Raw genomic sequence first — 19809 nt, 5'->3', positions numbered from 1 at the left:
AGTGTGAAGGAGAGTGTGAAATTGAGCAGGCGATTTCAAAGTATTGAGCAGGAAGTTATTTTTAATAAATTAAAAAATGGTCTAGGCTATGAGAATACTACAGTAGAGGTACAGCAAAATCAAGTTCTTCTCAATGCTTCTCAACAATATTTTGCAGAAATAGATGGACATTTAAATACGCTGCTTCAAACAAGAGAAAACTTTGCATATAGATATTTGCATTCTAATAGAAAAGTAATAGGTCCTATAATTGTTTTTTTAAAAAAAGTTAGTGAGAAAACTGTTGAAGTGGTATATCGAGCCAATTACCCATCAGCAAACGGATTTTAATAACGCTGTAGTGCCTGCTGTTGGACGTATCACAGAATTAGTAAGAGGTATTTCAAATAACAATATACAATTGGAGCAATTGTATACGACTGCTGTCCAAGAAATTGAATGGCATAAAAAACAGAGTACTGAATTAAGTGAAAAGCTAGAACGAGCAATAGCCAGCTTAAACCAAGCGCAAGAACAGCAGAATATAATGAGTATAGAACTTAAACAGCACAAACAAGATTTTGAAAATGTAAAAAAGAGACATTATATTTACGAAGAACAAAGTGAGCTTACTACGAGATTTATAAAAAAAATAGAGGCACTTCAGTTGTTTGGGAATGTACCGGATAATTTCTTTGAAAAGACATCATATGCTCAATCGGGTGAAGATAGTATATTAGCATATATTTTGCATGTACTTGGAATCTCTTTTGTAGATGTTACTTATATAGATTTGGGAGCTAATCATGCAAAAGAACTTAGCAATACGTATTTTATGTACAGTAAAGGTGCGAAAGGCGTGTTGGTTGAAGCTAATGTAAATCTAGTACCGGAACTCCAATTTTATAGACATAGGGATATTGTATTGAATAATTGTATAGATGTTGAAACAGGTAAACAAATTGATTTCTATGTTCTCAATGGCGATGGCTTAAGCACGCCTGATTTGAATGCGGCAAATGCATTTATTGAAAAAAATCCGGATTTAAAAATTGTTGAAAAAAAAGTTGTTGAAACGGTATCCTATGAGACGATCGTAGATAACTATCTCGGAAAGGCTCCTACAATATTATCAATTGATATAGAGGGGAAGGATATGGAGGTATTAAAATCTATAAATTATGATAATTCTCGGCCTTTGCTTATCGTAACAGAAATGATCAGCTACGATATTAAATTAAATCACAGATCGAAAAATGATGAAATTAAGCAATTTCTAGAAAGCAAGGGCTATGAAGAATATGCTTTTACAGGAATAAATTCAATTTTCTTGGATGGGAAATATTCAAAGAATAGGGTGGGCTGAAATGAATATAGCAATTGACGTCCTTGCTATTCTTGGACCAGATTCTAAAAATAGAGGTATTGGTAATTATACGACTAGTCATTTGAAAAAAATGTTTGAGCTTGATAAGGAAAACAGATACTTTTTAATTAATTTTTATGAGGATACTTCTTTAAAGGATATATTGAATTACTCAGATAATGTTAGTGAGCATTATTTTTATCTTGGAAGTGATGGATTCTTAGGAAAAGAAATTGCTTTTAATTCTATTCTGGGCGGTATAGTTAAGAAGTTTATACAAGAGAATGATATACAAGTTTATTATTTTACCTCACCAGTTGATAGTCTTATTTCTTATGATATAGAGTGGTTTTCAGAAATACAAACTGTTGCTACGTTATATGACATCATCCCTTATGTATTTAAAGAAAGGTATCTTACCGATAAAACGACATATAAAAGATATATGGCACAGATGAATAACCTAAAAAGAATGGATAAATTGTTAGCCATATCAAAAAATGCTAAAGATGATTTCATCAAACATTTTAATGTACACTCAAGTAAAGTTGATGTTATATATGCGGGAACAGATGAATGTTATAGAAAGATTGAGATATCTTCTTTAGAATTACAAGAACTTAAAAACCGGTATGGAATCGAACAGAAGTATATAATGTGTACCGGCGGAGATGATGATCGTAAAAATATTTCTAAACTAATTGAGGCGTATGCAAAAATGCCACAATCATTAATCAATGAGTATCAACTCGTTATAGCATGCAAACTTAGTAAACAGTCAGAGGAAAGATATTATGTTGAAGCAGCAAAATTTAAGGTTAGAGAGCGAGTCATACTCACCAATTTTGTGCCGTTAGATCATTTAATCCAACTGTATAATCTGGCCCATATCGTTGCTTTTCCGTCGCAATATGAGGGATTTGGATTGCCTGTAGTTGAAGCTATGGCGTGTGGTACACCTGTCTTAACATCAAACAACTCTAGCTTAGGAGAAATAGCTGAAGGCGCAGCTGTGTTGGTCGATCCTTTTAATACTAAAGATATGACAAGAGGATTAGTTGAAATACTGCAAGAAGCTGATTTGGAGTATCTTATACACAAGGGTACCGAAAGAGTTAAAATGTTTACGTGGGATATGGTTGCTCAGAGTACAATCACTTCAATTAACTCAATAAAAATAACCGAAGTAATAACAGTAAGTGAAAATAAAAAGAAAATTGCTTTCTTTACACCGTTACCTCCATTAAAGTCTGGAATATCAGATTATAGTGTGGATATTTTAAATGAGCTCTCTAAATATTTCGTTATAGATGTATTTATTGATAAAAACTATAAGCCAGACTGTCATCTTGCTGATACGATTACAGTCTATGATCATGGAAAGTTCAAGTCTAGAGAGAACAATTATCAAGAAATTATTTATCAAATGGGGAATAGCGAGTACCATGCTTATATGCTGGACTATATAAAAGAAAACCCTGGGACTTTGGTTTTACATGACTATAACTTGCATGGATTGTTATTTCACTTGGTTTCTACAAAAGAAAATATTGAACAATACAAAAAATACCTGTATGAAGATTATGATAAAGAGCAAGTTAATCGCTATGTTAATGATTTTCAATCTGGGAAAGTTCCTCCTAGATTATATGAAATTCCGAGTAATGGAATTGTAACGAATTATTCCAATAAAATTATTGTACATAGTGATTATGCTAAACGTTTGCTTTTAGAAAAAGATATACAAAGAAATGTGAAAAAAATTGAATCGTATGCAGAGATTAAAGAACTCGATAGCATTGCAGAAGCACGTACAAAATTAAATATAAATCAAGATAATATTGTTTTATCAGCATTTGGTCATATCCATGAAACAAAAAGGATTATGCCAGTGTTAAAGGCGTTTCAAAAAAATAGTTTCTACTTATGATAATGTAGATTTATATTTGGTGGGGAAACCTGCAGAAAGTATTAAGGATGAATTAGAGCAGTACATTAAAATGAATAACCTTAATAGTAAGGTTGTAATTACCGGTTATACAGAATTAAGTGAGTTTGAGGACTATATTTCTGCGACAGATGTATGTCTGAACTTAAGATATCCTTACAATGGAGAAACATCAGGAAGTTTAATGAGGATATTAGCAAAAGGAAAATGTTCGATGATTAATGATCTGGGTAGTTTTTCAGAGGTGCCAGATAACTGTTGTATAAAATTAAAGTCACCTGAAGCAATGTCTGAGTCTATAGAAATTGACATGATTTATAATAAATTTGAGGCATTAATAACGCATCCGCAAATGATAAGTGAAATTGGTAATAATGCAAGAAGATATGCAGAAGAAAAATTAGACATTAGAAAAGTAGTACAACAATATTCTGATTACATTGTTACAAAACCGTCCTTAAATTTAACGGAATCAATGATAGTAACCATTATTGATTATATGAAAAAAGAAAGTAACAGAGAAACAGAAGAACTGCACAAACTTTCAGCAACACTAGCCTATTTTAAGTGATGGAACAGATACGTATATGGAGGATTATATGAAATTTTTCAAGAGTGTGGAGTCTAAAATATCTGTTGAAAGAGTATCACTTTTGTTATTCGCAGCAAGTATTTGTTTTATATGTTTTTATATTTTTAATTATGGATTTACTAATCAATTTAATTCCGATTCCGCTACAGCTAATTTGTTAGCAGAAGACCAGGTAATAACTAAAAGTTTTTTTCCTCATACCTGGTACTACTATCAAGACATTTGGATTACCGCAATTAATAACTATATAGTACTTATTAATGGTTTTGTGAACGATGAACTATTATCAAGGTCTATAGCGGTGTTAATACAAACATTAATACTTGCAGTAGTAACTTACCAATTAGTATTCAAAATATTTAACAGTAGAGTTTCGGCGTTCATTTCTTTAGCAATTATTTTTTCGGGAATATCTAATTTGTTTATTGATATGTATTTTGGACAAGCCGCATATGCGAATATTACGATATGTATAATGGTTTCTTTATATATAAGTCTTTTATTATTGGATGATAAGGTCTATTCTAAGGCTAGAATGGCGATTCTGTTTTGTTTATTTAGTTTAATGTTAATCATTCTTAATATGTCAGGACTTAGATATGCTTTTATTTTCACGATACCTTTAGTGGCATCCATTATTTTGTATGGCTTTTTGGATAATATTAAAAAACCTAGTTTTAACAAAAAAATATTGCTTTGTTAGCAATATTAGTTTCCTCTTCATTCGTGGGGCTAGTTATTTATAAATTTTTAATAAATGGATTAAATTATATTACAGGAATAGCAGGGTCAAACCTGACGAATTCTGAACAAATTACTCATAATATTGATCTTTATTTCAGAGGAATTCTAGTTTTATTCGCAGCTCTACCAGATACCACAATTCAGTTAGCTTCTTTTGATGGCTTAATTCAAGTCTATAGAACATGCTTTGCAATAACAGTTGTTTTTATTATTCCAATATTAATGATACGTAGATATAGTACTTATAATAAAAGCACTAAAATATTTCTTCTTTTTTACTTAATGTCCTTACTTTCAACAACTTATATTTGTATTTTTGGAACCTTTATGAGTGAGGATTTAGCTGGTGCGAGATATTTATTGATTATTCAGTTTTTTGCAGTGATATTATCGGTTTGTTATGTTGTTGATAAAATCAACAAATTTAATAAATGGTACGTAATCTGTATTATCGCAGCTTTGGTTGTTCCTATCTTATCTTCTTCTTATATAAATTCAAATATCAAAACAATTTATAGTCTCGATAGCAGCAAGCATCTAATAAAAAATGAGCATCCAAAAAAGGGACTTATAAAGTTCCTAGAGGAAAATGAACTATCTTATGGTTATGCCTCTTATTGGAATGCAGGTGTTTCTACAATTATATCGAACAATAAAGTTTTCGTAGCGGGCATTAGCTTACCGGATATGAAGCCTAATTATCTACTTTCTTCAGAAAAATGGTATTATCCGTCTACATATCAGGGAGAAACTTTCATTTTGCTAGAACAAGCTGAAAAAGAATCAATTAATTTAAATGGATTAAATAATAAGTTAGGTGAACCTAAAAAAATATTAACTTATCAAGGTTATACTATCATCGTATATGATTTTAATATCGCATCGAAACTACCTGGATGGCCAATGAATGCAGGGGAATCTATTAGTATACCCGGGGCTGATCTGCCAAGTGTCGCGGAACTTAAAGAAGATGGCATAAGAAGGATTAGCAGCGATGACAATTTTTCAGGAATATTTACGTTCGGACCTTATGTTAGATTAGTGGAGGGCCAATACAAAATAAAACTGCATTATAACACAAACAGCTTTGAGAACAAGTGGGACATAGGTTATTCAGATGGGGTAAACTGGGTTCAGCTTGACGGCGGTATATTGAAGGCTGATCAATCTGTTCTGGAAACTGACTTGCGAATTGATAATAGCAATAAATCTTATCAAATAGAAGTAAGAACCTTCTTTTCCAATAAAGGAGAACTAACGGTAGACAACCTAGAAATCATTAAAGTGAGCTAAAGGGAGATATGCTGCATGAAAGGAATTATATTGGCGGGAGGAAGCGGTACAAGGCTTTACCCGTTAACTAAAAGTATATCAAAGCAACTCCTCCCTATATATGACAAGCCGATGATTTATTATCCTTTATCAGTTCTTATGTTGGCTGGAATTAGGGAAATTCTTATTATTTCGACTATGGAAGATATACCTAGATTTCAGCAATTGCTAGGTGATGGTGGTGATATTGGTCTGCAGCTATCTTACGCTGTACAGCCAACCCCAGATGGTTTAGCGCAAGCTTTTATAATTGGAGAGAAGTTTATCGGTAAGGATAATGTAGCTTTAATACTAGGTGATAACATATTTTATGGACAAGGATTTACTCCTTTATTAAAACGGGCACTCAATAGAAAAGAAGGGGCAACAGTTTTTGGGTACTCAGTCAAAGATCCACAACGCTTTGGCGTAGTTTCTTTTGACGAGAACAATCGTGCCGTGACTATAGAAGAGAAGCCGCTTGTACCAAAATCTAAATATGCCGTAACAGGATTATATTTTTATGATAACCAAGTTGTGGAGTTTGCCAAATCAATTAAACCCTCTGCAAGAGGAGAACTTGAAATCACAGATATAAATATGATCTATTTACAGCAGGGAAACCTTAATGTTGAATTGTTAGGTAGAGGCTTTGCTTGGCTCGATTCCGGTACTCATCAATCTTTATTAGAGGCTTCCCAGTTTATAGAAACAATCGAGCATAGACAGGGGTTAAAGGTCGCTTGTTTAGAGGAAATTGCTTATCAGAATAGCTATATCAGTAGAGAACAACTAATTCAACTAGCTCAACCTCTAAAGAAAAGCGAATATGGTCAATATCTACTACAGGTCGCTTCGCAAGATGGTTATAAAGTTTGAATAAGGGGATCAGATGAGAAAAAAAACGCCAACAATTTCAGTCGTCATCCCAGTCTATGGGTGTAGAACATGTCTATTAGAATTATATGAAAGATTAACCTATACACTCACACAAATATCAACGCACCACGAAATTATTTTCGTTAACGATGCAAGTCCCGATCATGCTTGGGAGGTTATTACAGAAATAAGTGAAGCAGACGTGCGGGTAGTTGGTATTAATCTAGCTAGAAACTTTGGACAACATCTTGCTATTACGGCTGGAGTTGATTATTGTTCGGGTGACTGGGTAGTCGTAATGGATTGTGATTTACAAGATCAACCAGAAGAGATTGAAAAAATGTATTTGAAAGCAACGAAAGAGGACTATGATGTAGTGTTTGGTCGCAGATATGAAAGACAAGATAGCTTTTTCACACAACTAGGAGGCAAATTGTTTTATTATGTGCTAGATTATTTCACTGAAAATAAATCTGATACTACAATAGCTAACTTTAGTGTTGCTTCTAGAAAAGTAATTGATAATTTTAAGCATCTGCGTGAACAAAATCGCTCTTATCCTATGTTTCTTAGATGGTTAGGTTTCAAAACGGGTTACATAAATATTGAACATTCAGAGAGAAAGAGTGGGAAGTCGACTTATACGTTTTCTAAAAAATTGAAGTTAGCAACTGATGTTATTGTATCGCAATCGAACAAACCGCTAAGGATGTCAATTAAATTCGGTTTTACAATATCCTTTTTATCCATGATTTATGGCATATATTTGGCCGTCAAATATTTTTTTCTTGAGCAACCTGTATCTGGCTGGACAAGTTTGATGGTTTCCATGTATTTTTTAGGTGGATTGATGTTCGCTAATCTAGGAATACTTGGTCTGTATATTGGAAGGATATTCAATGAAGTGAAACAAAGGCCTCTCTACGTTATAAGGGATGTAACAACTAATGTGAGAATGTTAGCAAAGGAGGATGTCTCTTGATTAAGAGCTATATTCAAGCAATAGAATATTATTTGCCAGAAACGGTAGAACATAATTCTATTGAGGATAGGTTAACAGAGAAGATTGGCATCTATAAGAGGACCATTGCGACACAAGATGAGAGTGCTTCAGATTTGGCTGTCAAAGCTGCTAATAAATTATTTGATCAAACTAATTTTGATCGTCAAAAAATTGATTTTGTCATCTTTTGTACTCAATCACCGGATTATATACTTCCAACTACTGCTTGTATCATTCAAGAAAGACTAGGATTACGGACTTCTTGTGGTGCTTTTGATTTTAATTTGGGATGTTCAGGTTATGTATATGGTCTTTCACTGGCTAAAGGTTTAATTGAGACTGGCTCTGCTCATCATATATTATTACTGACGGGTGATACTTATAGTAAATATATTAATGAGAAAGATAGAAGTGTAAAAGTTTTATTTGGAGATGCGGCAACCGCAACACTTCTGTCAGGAAAGGAGGCTGAATCGGACTTTATTGGGCCCTTTGTTTTTGGTACAGATGGCTCAGGAGCAGAAAATTTGATTATACCTGCTGGAGGTATGAGAGAGCCTCTTTCCGAGGAAGCTCAGATAGAGCAAGAAGATCAGTTTGGAAATGCGAGATCAAAGGCAAACTTATATATGAATGGTCCAGAGATTTTTAACTTCACACTAAAAGTAGTCCCAGATACAATACAGCAATTACTTGAAAAATCTGCTAAGATAAAAGAAGATTATAATCTGTTTATTTTTCATCAAGCAAACAAGTATATGTTGGAACACCTTAGAAAAAAGTGAAAATTGATATCGAAAAACTCCCGATTGAAATGGATAATTGTGGAAATACTGTATCTTCAACAATACCTATTACCATAAAAAAGCAATTGGATAGGGATGCAATAGCGAATAATAATCTTCTCATGTTGGTAGGATTTGGAGTAGGCTATTCATGGGCAGCCTGTAATGTACAGTGGGTAAAATAAACTAAATTTAAAAGGATGATTATAATGACTACTATTGAATTTATTGCGAATTTTGAAGAAAACGTTGTGTTTGTTCCTGTAGGTACTTTGACAGTAGAATCTGTATTAGATGAATTGGAAGATTGGGATTCCATGGCAACTGTGGCAACTATTGCATTGGTTGATGAGAGTTTTGGTGTTCAACTAAATGGTACACAGTTATTAGCCTGTCAGACTTTGAATGACCTTATCGAGCTGGTTAAACATAAGCTGGAGGATTAAAATGGCGATTTCAAACATAAGCAATGTCTCAATTAAGGGAATCAGTTGTGCTCTTCCAAGACATAAATATGATGTGGAACAATTCTCGGATGTTTTTTCCCAAAAAGATATAAAAAAAGTTACTAATATGGTTGGTACGAAATACTTCTACAGAACTGATGAAACGCAGACAACCGCTGATCTATGTGTTTCGGCTGCTGAGATCTTGATTGAAAAACTATCTTGGGATCGTAATGAGATAGATGGAATCATATTCGTCACTCAAACTCCAGACTATCTTTTACCTGCAACATCAGGAATTATTCAACACAGATTAGGGCTCCCAGAAACATGTTTAACATTGGATATCTCCCTTGGTTGCTCTGGTTATGTATACGGATTAATGACTGCATCACAATTCGTTTCTACAGGTTCTTGCAAGAAAATGCTGGTACTCGTTGGTGATACAATTAGCAAAATTATATCTGAACGGGATCGTTCAGTTGCTTTTTTATTCGGAGATGCAGGTACAGCAACTGCTTTGGAATATGATGCAACTGCAGGGAATATTACATTTACGAGTGGAAGTCGTGGCTCTGGTGAAAAGAATTTAATAGTTCCAGTGAGCGGGTTCCGCAATAGGAGAAACCATACAAGTTCTTTGAAAGTACCAGATAAGGATGGTAATTTGCGTTCGAAAGAAGAACTTTTTATGAATGGATCTGAAATTTTTAATTTTACGATAGAGAAAGTTCCGCCTTTAATTAATGAAACAATAGAAAGTCATGGGTGGACACTGGATGATCCTGATTATTACATTTTTCATCAAGCGAATAAGTATATGATTAACTATCTATCACAGAAGATAGGCGTTGAGAAGTCTAAGGTTCCAATTAATATTGAGAAATTCGGTAATACGAGTTCAGCTTCCATTCCTTTAGTGTTGGTTGATTTCTTAGGGGAGAAATTGAAAGACAATAGTACTAAAGTTTGTTTAGCTGGATTTGGAGTGGGATATTCTTGGGCTGGGGCTGCTATCGATCTCAAAAATGTAATTTGTCCAGAAATCCAATATATATAAAAGGATTGATACTAATGAGTAACCCATTTACTCTTAATGATAAATGGATTATAGTAACTGGTGCTTCTTCGGGAATTGGAGCTGAAACCGCAAAAATTCTGAGTCAGAACGGTGCTAGGATTATCTTGGTTGGCCGAAATGAGAGCCGACTTCAGGATACATTAAACCAAATGTACAACCCCTCTGCTCATGTCATTGAGGTATTGGATTTAAATGATAGTGATGCTATACCTTCGTGGATGAAAAAAGTTTCGGCTAGTATAGGATCTCCTTTTCATGGTTTAGCTCATTTTGCTGGTATACAACAAACCATTCCATTAAGAATATTAAATGAAAAAAAATATAGATGATATTATGAATACTAATGTATATTCTGGTTTAGCCTTTTTTGCGAGGTTTTGCGAACAAAACGATCATAGCATCTAAGTCTTCTATTGTTTTAGTCTCTTCTGTAATGGGACAAGTAGGGCAACCGGGTATAGTATCCTATGCGGCTAGTAAAGGTGCAGTAAATGCAGTTGTCAAATCAGCAGCGTTGGAACTCGCACGTTATAGCGTACGAGTAAATGCGGTTGCACCTGGAATGGTTAAAACTGAGATGTTTGATGAATTCGTTAATATACTGCCACCTGATCAATACAATAAAAATTTAGCCTATCATCCACTTGGGTTTGGAGATGCCGAGGACGTCGCTTATGCGACGCAATTTTTATTATCAGATGCTGCTAAATGGATAACAGGAACTATTCTTAATGTGGACGGTGGCTATACCTGTCATTGATTCACTTTTAATAGGCATGTGGTCAAGGTTGAGGGAGGTAGGAATGATTACTTCTTATGGTGTAAAATTAAAGAGATTGCAACATAATGATATTGAAATGGTTAGAAACTGGAGAAATGACCCAAAGGTATCAATGTATATGGAATATAGGGAGTATATTTCTCAGGAGATGCAAGAAAAATGGTATTCTAATCTAAATGAAAATGAAAATTTTTATTTTATTATTGAATTTGAAGGTCAAGATATTGGTCTAACGGAAATAAAGAAAATAAGTTTTGATAATAATTGTGGTGAAACGGGAATGTTCATAGCTGATGAAAAGTATTTGAATTCAACTATTCCTTATCAAGTAGTTTTTGCGTTAGTTGATTTCGCTTTCTATGAATTAAAATTAAGTTATTTAAATGCATATATTTTAACGGACAATCGCAGAGCTATTCGATTTAATAAATCGCTTGGTTTTGTTCTGGAGTCACAGCAGGAAGATAGTTATAAGCAGCTCTATAAATTGTATAAGAGCAATTACGAAGAGAAATGCGCAGGATTCAAGAAGATTATTATGCAATCATTGTGAGCATAAAGGCGGCGTTATAGTGGGTTATGTTTATATTCTATTCACGATCATTTTCACGGTAATAGGACAGATTATGCTTAAGTGGAGAATGGAAAAATACGGAGCACTTCCTGCTGAATTATATCAAAAATTTCTCTTTCTGATAAAAGTTCTAATGGATCCTTTTATTATTCTTAGCTTTGGTTCTGCCTTCTTGGCTTCAATATGTTGGATGGCTACAATGACAAAGTTTAATATAAGTTATGCTTATCCATTTATGAGCTTTTCTTACGTACTTGTTTTCGTCATATCGATATATATGTTTAAAGAACCAATTACAATGTATAAGATTACTGGCTTAGCCTTTATTGTGATTGGAATACTAATTTCAAGTAGGTCGATGACATGATAGCATTTAATAGACCAGTTATTACAGGAAATGAGACACACTACATTCAAGACGCTATGGTAAAAGGAAAGTTGTCAGGAGATGGGTTTTATACTAAAAAGTGCAGTGAGTGGTTCGAAAAAAAATATGATGTCAAAAAGACTCTCTTAACAACATCATGCACACATGCTCTAGAAATGGCAGCGTTATTGATCAATGTGAAAGAGGGCGACGAAGTTATCATGCCTTCTTATACATTTGTCTCTACGGCAAATGCATTTGCTCTGAGAGGCGCAAAGATTATATTTGTCGATATTCGCCCTGATACAATGAATATTGATGAGATGCGAATTGAAAATGCCATTACGGACCGCACGGTAGCAATCGTTCCTGTTCATTATGCAGGTGTTGCATGTGAAATGGATGTTATTATGAAACTGGCTGAAAAATATGGTTTGTTTGTCATCGAAGATGCAGCTCAAGGTGTGATGAGCACTTATAAAGGACGTCCGCTAGGAGCGATAGGTCATTTAGGCTGCTATAGTTTTCATGAAACAAAAAACTATAATAGCGGTGAGGGTGGGGCTCTTTTAATTAATGATGAACGATTTGTAGAGAGGGCAGAAATTCTCAGAGAAAAGGGTACGAATCGTTCGAGATTTTTTAGGGGACAAGTTGATAAATACTCATGGGTCGATATTGGTTCATCCTATTTACCGAGTGATATTAATGCAGCGTTTCTGTATGCGCAATTAGAACAAGCAGAAGAGATCAATCAGAATCGACTTGAATCGTGGGAATATTATTATCAGGGGCTAGTTGGACTAGCTGAAACTGGAAAAATAGAGATCCCATTCATACCTGAAGAAAGTATACATAACGCCCATATGTTTTATATAAAGACTCGAGATGTTGTAGAGCGTACCGATCTGATCAATTATCTTTTGAAATATGATATTCAGACAGTCTTCCATTATGTTCCTTTGCATAGTTCGGAGGCGGGGCAGCAGTACGGAAGAATGAGTGGTGAGGATCAATTTACGACAACTGAAAGTGAACGACTTGTCCGATTACCATTGTATTATGGTTTGAAAAAGGAAGATGTTGAACGGGTCATCGAGTATATACAAAAATATTATCAATAAATCGAAAGGGGAAGCTGGTTGTTGCCAATCTTCCCTTTTATGATTTTATTGTGAGGTGAGACAATGAATGTCATTCAAACGAAGTTCAAAGGTGTACTAATTATAGAACCCAGGGTACATGAGGATAATCGGGGTTTTTTTATGGAAAGTTATAATAAAAAAACGTTCGAAGACAACAAGATAGAATACCTCTTTATTCAAGATAATCTATCTTGTTCGAAGGAAGTAGGTACGCTTCGAGGGTTGCACTATCAATTGAACCCCAAAGCGCAGACAAAGCTTATAACCGTTTTGACAGGTTCTGTATTCGACGTTGTTGTTGATATCCGTAAATCCTCAGTTACTTTTGGGCAATGGATTGCTGTCACACTTAGCGCTGATAATAAAAGACAATTGATCGTCCCTAAAGGATTTGCTCATGGATTCTGTACATTAGAGCCCAATACACGGTTATTCTATAAAGTAGATGAATTATATTCAGCGGAATATGAACGAGGTATACTATGGAATGATCCTGCAATAGGCATTCAATGGCCGACAAGTACTCCTATTCTATCCGTTAAGGACCAAAATCAACCGTTGTTGGGCGAAGTAGAAACCTATTATTAATGATAAGCTGTATATAGCTTGAATTAGTATGAAGAGGAATAAAACCCGCACTAGCTTAGGGCTATCGGGACTTAAGCTAGAATATATATGTAGTACAGTCGAGATTAATTCGACAAGTATGCATATATGGCGGTGAAAAGATGAAGACCACTATTGCCCATTTGCATGGAGCATATATAATTGACCCAGTTGTACATGGTGATCATCGCGGTTTTTTTGTGGAAAGTTATAACAGAAGTTTGTTTGAAAAAAATGGACATATCATCTCGTTTGTACAGGATAATCATTCCTTATCTATTGAGGCTGGTGTACTCAGGGGTATGCATTATCAATTAAATCCTAAATCACAAACGAAATTAGTTCGGGTAACAGCAGGTGCAATCTATGATGTCATCGTAGACATCCGGAAAAATTCACCAACCTCTGGGCAATGGCAAGGGTTTATTCTTAGTGCGGCTAACAAGAAACAGCTATTGGTTCCTCATGGCTTCGCACATGGATTCTGTACGTTGGTTCCCAACACTGAAGTCCAATACAAAGTCGACGAATACTATTCTCCTGAGCATGATCGAGGCATCGCCTGGAATGATCCTGCTTTAGCTATAGACTGGCCAACGTCGACCCCAATTCTGTCGGATAAGGATAGTAAGCATCCGCTGCTAGCTGATGCGGAGATTAACTTTGTTTATGAAGGGTGAGTTGTACGCGTGAAATTAATAGTAACTGGCGGTGCCGGCTTTATAGGAAGCAACTTTGTGCTTTATATGATGAAGAAATATCCCGAGTATAAGATCATTAACGTAGATGCACTTACTTATGCGGGGAATCTTGAAAATCTGCGTTCAATCGAGGGGAATCCGAACTATACTTTCGTAAAGGCGGATATCGCCGATAAATCAGCATTGGAGCCATTGTTTGCGGCAGGAAATATAGATGCCGTATTAAACTTTGCAGCGGAATCACATGTGGATCGTAGTATTCTGCATCCGGAGATTTTTGTTCAGACGAATATTCTCGGAACACAAACGCTGCTTGATCTGTCTAAGCAGTATAATATCAGCAAATTCGTGCAAGTATCGACAGATGAGGTATACGGCACGCTCGGCGACACAGGACTCTTTACAGAAGAGACACCGCTTGCGCCGAACAGCCCTTACTCGGCAAGCAAAGCGGGAGCAGATCTGCTCGTTAGAGCGTATCATGAAACCTTTGGTCTCCCAATTAATATAACGCGTTGCTCAAACAACTACGGGCCTTATCAATTCCCAGAGAAGCTTATCCCGCTCATGATTCAAAATGCACTTCAAGATAAGCCGCTCCCGGTGTATGGCGATGGTCTTAACGTTCGCGACTGGCTGTATGTAGAAGATCATTGCAGCGCAATCGATCTGGTTCTTCATAAAGGCCGGAACGGGGAAGTGTACAATGTTGGCGGCAACAATGAACGGACGAACGTCCATGTTGTCAAAACGATTCTTGAAGAATTGGGCAAACCTGATACTTTGATCACCTATGTGAAGGATCGTCTCGGCCATGATCGCCGTTATGCGATTGATGCCGATAAAATCCGGAATGAACTGGGTTGGCAGCCACAGTATCCTTACGAGAACGGAATTAAGGAAACGATTCGCTGGTACCTGACTAATACCGAGTGGATGGAGCAGGTCGCATCCGGCTCCTATCAGCAATATTATGATACGCAATATAAGGATCGCCTGGAGGCGAAGTAATGACAGTTACAAAAATAAAAATTGCCGTAACGGGAGCAAACGGCCAGTTAGGCAATGAATTGGTTAAATATAAACTTGATGAGAATAGGTTTGAAATCATCGGTTTCAGCCGCAATGGGCTGGATATTACAAATTTACAACAGTGCCGGGATGTGCTTGCTAAGCATCATCCTGACGTTGTTATTCATTGTGCAGCCTATACAGCTGTCGATCAGGCCGAGTCCGAACCGGATGAGGCTTTTCGTATAAATTCGGCTGGATCACGCAATGTGGCTGTCGCTGCAAGAGAAATCGGAGCTAAACTTTGCTATATCAGTACCGATTATGTGTTTGATGGTACGGCTAACGTACCTTACAACGAATTTGATCGTACCCATCCCCAGACGGTATATGGAAAGTCGAAGCTGGCAGGAGAATATGCCGTCCAGACGCTTCATGACCGTTTTTTTATTGTAAGGACGTCTTGGGTATTCGGCAAATACGGCAATAATTTCGTAAAGACAATGCTGAAGCTGGGAAACGAAAAGGATCGTTTAAAGGTTGTTGCAGACCAAATCGGTTCTCCTACGTATACGTATGACCTGGCTGCCTTTCTTATCGAACTCGTTCAAACGGATTATTACGGAATCTATCATGCATCAAATTCAGAGAGCTGTTCATGGTTTGGCTTTGCAAAAGCGATTTTCGAAGATAGCGGTACTCCGATTCAACTTGAGCCTTGTACGACAGAGGAATTTCCGCGTCCAGCTCCAAGGCCGTTTTTTTCCGTTATGGACCACAGTGCTATTCGCAGCAATGGATTTATTCCGCTTAGACCGTGGAGGGAAGCGCTGCAACATTATTTGAAGGATTGTGAGTGATGGTTGGATGGCAACGGTAAGCATTTGTATTGTCACGTATAACAGCGCCGAGGATATTGAAGCTTGCCTTGATGCCGTATGGAGTCAGGTTCATCCCATTGATCGGATTGTTATTGTAGATAACGCATCGTCAGATGGTACAGCGACACGTATAGAGCGTTATGATGGCAGTGAGCGTATCTTCCTTGTGAAAAATACGATTAACAATGGATTCGCAGGAGGTCAGAATCAGGCGATAAGTCATACTGATTCTGATTACGTTCTCGTATTGAATCCGGATGTGACACTGGACTCTGGCTATGTGTCATATCTAGTCGCTTTCATGGAAGAAAATCTGCAGGCTGGCAGTGCTACAGGAAGACTGGTGCTGTCGGCCGATTTGTCTGTCATGGACAGCGCCGGCCTTGGCATGCGCCGAACTAGACAAGCCTATGATCTTGGGGCTGGAGAGCCTGTCAGCAAATGGGCACAGCAGCAGCAGGTGTTTGGCGTATCTGGAGCCGCTGCATTTTATCGGATGGATATGGTTCGTGATCTTCAGGTCGATGGCCAATTTTTTGATGAGGAATTCTTCGCATACAAAGAAGATGTAGATGTTGCTTGGCGCGCCCGGCAGCTCGGATGGCTTTCCCACTATATCCCAGAAGCTAAAGCGGTTCATCACCGTGGATGGAAAAAGGGAGGAAGGACTGCGATCCCATTATTCGTGCGCAGACACTCCTATCAGAATCGGTTTTTCACACTCTTAAAAAACGAGCAGCCCGGTTGGCATCTCCTGAAGTTAATTCCTTTGCTTATCGCGGTAGAGATAGTTAAGCTGGGCTATATTATTCTTAAAGAACCAGGGTTATTAAGATGCTGGCCCGTTATATTCCGTTCCATGCCGGATATGCTTCGTAAACGAAAATTAATTCAAATTAAAGTAAAACAAGGCCAAATGCAACTAAAACCATCTAATGAGCGTTAAAGAATATAGATGTTGGAACTAGATGGGGTTCACCTATCTCCTAAATTTTGTTACAATGCAGATAGAGTCGAAATTTAAGAGAAAGTAGTGAAAGCGGTCCTATGATTCGACAAAATCAAAAAATATTAACACAATTGTATGTACTATCGGATTTGTTGTGTACGTTGATTGTGTTTTTAGCCGCGTATTGGCTTAAATTTCATAGTAATCTGCTGCCCTACCAAGAGAGTGCGCCTTTCTCCACCTATCTGCTCTGGGGAACCATCTATTCATTTGCCGCCGTCGTTGTTGGCTTCTATCTCCAGTTCTACGCTCCGAAGCGGCGCAAGCGTTATACGATGGAAGTTTTGAAAATACTGCAGATCCAGACGATCAGCTTTCTCGGTCTGCTTAGCTTGTTCTACTTCACGAAGGAAGTACATATTTCCCGGGAATTTCTCGGTATATTCTTTGTTATGAACGTAATGGTCATAACGATCTACCGCTTTATGGTGAAGAAGACGTTATCGGCCTTCCGGCGCCGCGGCTTCAATAAACGTTTTGTACTTATACTGGGTGCAGGCTCGGTAGGGCGCAGCTTTTATACGAATCTTCGCAATCATCCTGATCTTGGCTATGAGGTCGTAGGTTTTTTAGATGATTACCAGTCGGAGCATGCTCCGGAGCTAGCGGATATGAAACCGATACTAGGCTCATTAAGTGATCTTCAAGAGCAGTTACGCCGGCATCCCATCGATGAGGTCATCATTGCGCTGCCGCTAGATGCGCATAAAAAGTATGCGGAAATTATCGAAATTTGTGAGCATGCAGGTGTGAAGACGCTCATTATACCGGACTACTTCGATCTGCTGCCAGCTAAGCCGTATTTCGACAATTTTGCTGGCATTCCGCTCATCAATGTTCGCGACGTACCGCTGGATGAGTTGAGCAACCGGATGCTGAAACGGACGTTTGATATCATTTTCTCATTGATCGCGATATTAATTACGTCACCAATTATGCTTTTAGCCTACATCGGCATTAAGCTAACGTCTCCTGGACCTGTACTATTTAAGCAGGAGCGGATGGGATTGGACCGCAAATCATTCTATATGTATAAGTTTCGCTCGATGCGTATATCGACGGATAAAGTGGCGGATACGCAGTGGACGGTGCAAAATGACCCGCGGCGTACGCGGTTTGGAAGCTTTTTGCGTCAGACGAGTATCGACGAGCTGCCGCAATTTTTCAACGTGCTGTTTGGCCATATGAGTGTTGTAGGGCCAAGGCCGGAACGTCCATTTTTCGTGAATCAGTTCAAAGAAGAAATTCCAAAATATATGATTAAGCATCAGATTCGTCCCGGCATTACGGGCTGGGCGCAGACGAACGGATTGCGCGGAGATACGTCGATTCAAGACCGGATTTTACATGATTTATTTTATATCGAGAACTGGACTTTTCTATTCGATTTGAAAATCATCGTAAAGACGGTCGTGAAAGGGATTGTCAACAAGAATGCATACTGAATTTACCGAAATGGCTAAAGTTTCTGTTATTATACCTACATTAAACGCCGGGGCAGCCTTCCAGCAATTGCTCCGACAGCTGCAAAATCAATCGCTTCCGCCGTATGAAATTATAGTCATTGATTCTGAATCTACGGATGGCACGGCGGAGCTCGCACAGGAAGCGGGCGCTAAAGTGCTGCGTATTTTGCGTACGGAGTTCGACCATGGCGGCACCCGTAATTTTGCAGCTTCTCAGGCGTCCGGCAACATTTTTGTATTTATGACACAAGATGCTATGCCCGCAAATGGTCAGCTGCTTCAGGAGTTAGTCGCCCCTTTAATGGCAGACGAGCAGACGGTGTACGCCTATGCAAGGCAAATTGCCTATCCCGATGCCAATCTTATTGAACGTTTAGCTCGGGAGAATAATTACCCGCGACAGGCAGCCGTGAAACGGAGTCAAGATATCGAGCGTTTAGGTTTAAAAGCCTTTTTTTGCTCGAATGTCTGCTCTGCGATTCGTCGGGACGTGTTTAACGATATGGGCCGGTTTCCGGCACCCGTAATTTTTAATGAAGACCTGTTTATGGCCGCGAAATGTATGCTGGATGGCGGCTATCAAATCGCTTACGCCGCAGAAGCTTCCGTATATCATTCGCATAATTACACAATTAAGCAGCAGTTCAAGCGGTTTTTCGACAACGGCGTGTCGATGCGGCATAATGAGTGGATTACGAAATACAGCTCCGTAGGTCGCGCAGGTTCAAGTCTTGTCCGTACACAGCTGAAAGGGATAGCGGCAGCGCACAAATGGGGATTGGTCCCGCGTTTAATTGCGGAATCCGCAGCGAAGCTGATCGGTTATAAGCTCGGACTCCATTATAAGCGGCTGCCTCATGGCCTGAGAAGACGATTCAGCATGCATAAACTAATTTGGACGCATATCGAAGCATCCAGTCCGTCTGTTATGAATAGCCGCAATTTGTAGACTCCGCTCTTTCTTCAAGGAAAGAAGGGGTCTTTTTTATTTATCGTGGATTCTCAAGAAGTATAGCAGCACCCTCCTCCAGGACACACTAGAACCACTTCCCTTACTGATATGCGTGGCAGTCTTCTATTTGAATAGAGCTGCCGACCAGACCAGACAAGGATGTTCAAAGGTGTGGTGCAGGA

General features: G+C 37.7%; 23 protein-coding genes. All 23 read left to right on the top strand.

Translation table 11 applies throughout. From position 1 onward, the window contains the following. The first annotated feature begins 21 nt into the window (after positions 1–21). Complete coding sequence (locus tag TY10_RS16695) at positions 22–330, top strand: hypothetical protein (protein WP_042165735.1); 309 nt, start codon at positions 22–24, stop codon at positions 328–330. Continuing rightward, entirely contained in the window at positions 284–1345 is a 1062-nt protein-coding gene (locus tag TY10_RS16690; protein WP_155985912.1) for an FkbM family methyltransferase, read from the top strand. The genes TY10_RS16695 and TY10_RS16690 overlap by 47 nt, the downstream gene beginning before the upstream one ends. Before the next feature lies 1 nt (position 1346). Continuing rightward, positions 1347–3275 (top strand): glycosyltransferase family 4 protein, encoded by a 1929-nt coding sequence (locus TY10_RS16685; protein WP_042165731.1) that lies wholly within the window; start codon positions 1347–1349, stop codon positions 3273–3275. A gap of 70 nt (positions 3276–3345) precedes the next feature. After that, positions 3346–3864, top strand: coding sequence for a glycosyltransferase (locus TY10_RS16680; RefSeq protein WP_155985910.1), 519 nt, complete (start codon positions 3346–3348; stop codon positions 3862–3864). 28 nt (positions 3865–3892) lie between these two features. After that, on the top strand, positions 3893–4588 hold the full coding sequence (locus tag TY10_RS16675; protein ID WP_042165728.1) for a hypothetical protein: 696 nt from the start codon (positions 3893–3895) through the stop codon (positions 4586–4588). Then, positions 4582–5922, top strand: a complete 1341-nt coding sequence (locus TY10_RS16670; protein ID WP_042165726.1) for a hypothetical protein — start codon at positions 4582–4584, stop codon at positions 5920–5922. The genes TY10_RS16675 and TY10_RS16670 overlap by 7 nt, the downstream gene beginning before the upstream one ends. Positions 5923–5937: 15 nt before the next feature. Further along, the gene (gene rfbA, locus TY10_RS16665) at positions 5938–6819 is read left to right on the top strand and encodes a glucose-1-phosphate thymidylyltransferase RfbA (protein WP_042165724.1); all 882 of its coding nucleotides are present in this window, start codon (positions 5938–5940) and stop codon (positions 6817–6819) included. Between the two features lie 13 nt (positions 6820–6832). Then, on the top strand, positions 6833–7801 hold the full coding sequence (locus TY10_RS16660; protein WP_042165722.1) for a glycosyltransferase family 2 protein: 969 nt from the start codon (positions 6833–6835) through the stop codon (positions 7799–7801). After that, positions 7798–8607: a ketoacyl-ACP synthase III gene (locus TY10_RS16655; protein WP_238327700.1), complete on the top strand. Its 810-nt coding sequence runs from the start codon at positions 7798–7800 to the stop codon at positions 8605–8607. Before TY10_RS16660 ends, TY10_RS16655 begins: the two co-directional genes overlap by 4 nt. Positions 8608–8636: 29 nt before the next feature. Next, positions 8637–8792, top strand: a complete 156-nt coding sequence (locus TY10_RS31645; RefSeq protein ID WP_238327719.1) for a 3-oxoacyl-[acyl-carrier-protein] synthase III C-terminal domain-containing protein — start codon at positions 8637–8639, stop codon at positions 8790–8792. Positions 8793–8816: 24 nt separating this feature from the next. Further along, a complete protein-coding gene (locus tag TY10_RS16650) occupies positions 8817–9053 on the top strand; it encodes an acyl carrier protein (protein ID WP_042165721.1) in 237 nt (78 codons plus the stop codon). Position 9054: 1 nt separating this feature from the next. Next, on the top strand, positions 9055–10113 hold the full coding sequence (locus TY10_RS16645) for a 3-oxoacyl-ACP synthase III family protein (protein WP_042165719.1): 1059 nt from the start codon (positions 9055–9057) through the stop codon (positions 10111–10113). Between the two features lie 14 nt (positions 10114–10127). Then, a complete protein-coding gene (locus TY10_RS32105) occupies positions 10128–10463 on the top strand; it encodes an SDR family NAD(P)-dependent oxidoreductase (protein WP_081735320.1) in 336 nt (111 codons plus the stop codon). 38 nt (positions 10464–10501) lie between these two features. Beyond that, positions 10502–10894, top strand: coding sequence for an SDR family NAD(P)-dependent oxidoreductase (locus TY10_RS32100; RefSeq protein WP_155985909.1), 393 nt, complete (start codon positions 10502–10504; stop codon positions 10892–10894). Between the two features lie 43 nt (positions 10895–10937). Further along, positions 10938–11468, top strand: coding sequence for a GNAT family N-acetyltransferase (locus TY10_RS16635; RefSeq protein ID WP_042165717.1), 531 nt, complete (start codon positions 10938–10940; stop codon positions 11466–11468). Between the two features lie 384 nt (positions 11469–11852). Further along, positions 11853–12980 carry a dTDP-4-amino-4,6-dideoxygalactose transaminase gene (rffA, locus tag TY10_RS16625; RefSeq protein ID WP_042165713.1) on the top strand — a complete coding sequence of 376 codons (1128 nt, stop codon included), beginning with the start codon at positions 11853–11855 and terminating at the stop codon, positions 12978–12980. Between the two features lie 63 nt (positions 12981–13043). Further along, a complete protein-coding gene (gene rfbC / locus TY10_RS16620; protein ID WP_042165711.1) occupies positions 13044–13589 on the top strand; it encodes a dTDP-4-dehydrorhamnose 3,5-epimerase in 546 nt (181 codons plus the stop codon). A 140-nt stretch (positions 13590–13729) separates the two neighbouring features. Then, positions 13730–14287, top strand: coding sequence for a dTDP-4-dehydrorhamnose 3,5-epimerase (gene rfbC, locus TY10_RS16615; RefSeq protein ID WP_042165710.1), 558 nt, complete (start codon positions 13730–13732; stop codon positions 14285–14287). A gap of 9 nt (positions 14288–14296) precedes the next feature. Next, on the top strand, positions 14297–15319 hold the full coding sequence (gene rfbB, locus TY10_RS16610) for a dTDP-glucose 4,6-dehydratase (RefSeq protein ID WP_042165709.1): 1023 nt from the start codon (positions 14297–14299) through the stop codon (positions 15317–15319). Next, positions 15319–16179, top strand: coding sequence for a dTDP-4-dehydrorhamnose reductase (gene rfbD, locus TY10_RS16605; RefSeq protein WP_238327698.1), 861 nt, complete (start codon positions 15319–15321; stop codon positions 16177–16179). Before rfbB ends, rfbD begins: the two co-directional genes overlap by 1 nt. Positions 16180–16186: 7 nt before the next feature. Further along, complete coding sequence (locus tag TY10_RS16600; RefSeq protein WP_042165831.1) at positions 16187–17146, top strand: glycosyltransferase family 2 protein; 960 nt, start codon at positions 16187–16189, stop codon at positions 17144–17146. Positions 17147–17247: 101 nt separating this feature from the next. Further along, entirely contained in the window at positions 17248–18654 is a 1407-nt protein-coding gene (locus TY10_RS16595; protein ID WP_042165708.1) for an undecaprenyl-phosphate glucose phosphotransferase, read from the top strand. Then, positions 18644–19624 carry a glycosyltransferase family 2 protein gene (locus tag TY10_RS16590; protein WP_238327696.1) on the top strand — a complete coding sequence of 327 codons (981 nt, stop codon included), beginning with the start codon at positions 18644–18646 and terminating at the stop codon, positions 19622–19624. The genes TY10_RS16595 and TY10_RS16590 overlap by 11 nt, the downstream gene beginning before the upstream one ends. The last annotated feature ends 185 nt before the right edge of the window (positions 19625–19809 follow it).

Origin of the sequence: Paenibacillus gorillae, assembly GCF_000513275.1 — a bacterium.
GTDB classification, from domain to species: Bacteria; Bacillota; Bacilli; order Paenibacillales; family Paenibacillaceae; genus Pristimantibacillus; species Pristimantibacillus gorillae.
Note: the sequence above shows the minus strand (reverse complement) of the source record. Positions and strands in the feature narration are given on the sequence as shown.

What these genes read in the sequence shown, in the direction of transcription:
- TY10_RS16685 (WP_042165731.1), top strand. Translation starts at nt 1,347, where the DNA reads ATGAATATAGCAATTGACGTCCTTGCTATTCTTGGACCAGATTCTAAA.
- TY10_RS16680 (WP_155985910.1), top strand. Translation starts at nt 3,346, where the DNA reads ATGAATAACCTTAATAGTAAGGTTGTAATTACCGGTTATACAGAATTA.
- TY10_RS16675 (WP_042165728.1), top strand. Translation starts at nt 3,893, where the DNA reads ATGAAATTTTTCAAGAGTGTGGAGTCTAAAATATCTGTTGAAAGAGTA.
- rfbA (WP_042165724.1), top strand. Translation starts at nt 5,938, where the DNA reads ATGAAAGGAATTATATTGGCGGGAGGAAGCGGTACAAGGCTTTACCCG.
- TY10_RS16660 (WP_042165722.1), top strand. Translation starts at nt 6,833, where the DNA reads ATGAGAAAAAAAACGCCAACAATTTCAGTCGTCATCCCAGTCTATGGG.
- TY10_RS31645 (WP_238327719.1), top strand. Translation starts at nt 8,637, where the DNA reads ATGGATAATTGTGGAAATACTGTATCTTCAACAATACCTATTACCATA.
- TY10_RS16650 (WP_042165721.1), top strand. Translation starts at nt 8,817, where the DNA reads ATGACTACTATTGAATTTATTGCGAATTTTGAAGAAAACGTTGTGTTT.
- TY10_RS16645 (WP_042165719.1), top strand. Translation starts at nt 9,055, where the DNA reads ATGGCGATTTCAAACATAAGCAATGTCTCAATTAAGGGAATCAGTTGT.
- TY10_RS32105 (WP_081735320.1), top strand. Translation starts at nt 10,128, where the DNA reads ATGAGTAACCCATTTACTCTTAATGATAAATGGATTATAGTAACTGGT.
- TY10_RS16635 (WP_042165717.1), top strand. Translation starts at nt 10,938, where the DNA reads ATGATTACTTCTTATGGTGTAAAATTAAAGAGATTGCAACATAATGAT.
- rffA (WP_042165713.1), top strand. Translation starts at nt 11,853, where the DNA reads ATGATAGCATTTAATAGACCAGTTATTACAGGAAATGAGACACACTAC.
- rfbC (WP_042165711.1), top strand. Translation starts at nt 13,044, where the DNA reads ATGAATGTCATTCAAACGAAGTTCAAAGGTGTACTAATTATAGAACCC.
- rfbC (WP_042165710.1), top strand. Translation starts at nt 13,730, where the DNA reads ATGAAGACCACTATTGCCCATTTGCATGGAGCATATATAATTGACCCA.
- rfbD (WP_238327698.1), top strand. Translation starts at nt 15,319, where the DNA reads ATGACAGTTACAAAAATAAAAATTGCCGTAACGGGAGCAAACGGCCAG.
- TY10_RS16600 (WP_042165831.1), top strand. Translation starts at nt 16,187, where the DNA reads ATGGCAACGGTAAGCATTTGTATTGTCACGTATAACAGCGCCGAGGAT.
- TY10_RS16595 (WP_042165708.1), top strand. Translation starts at nt 17,248, where the DNA reads ATGATTCGACAAAATCAAAAAATATTAACACAATTGTATGTACTATCG.
- TY10_RS16590 (WP_238327696.1), top strand. Translation starts at nt 18,644, where the DNA reads ATGCATACTGAATTTACCGAAATGGCTAAAGTTTCTGTTATTATACCT.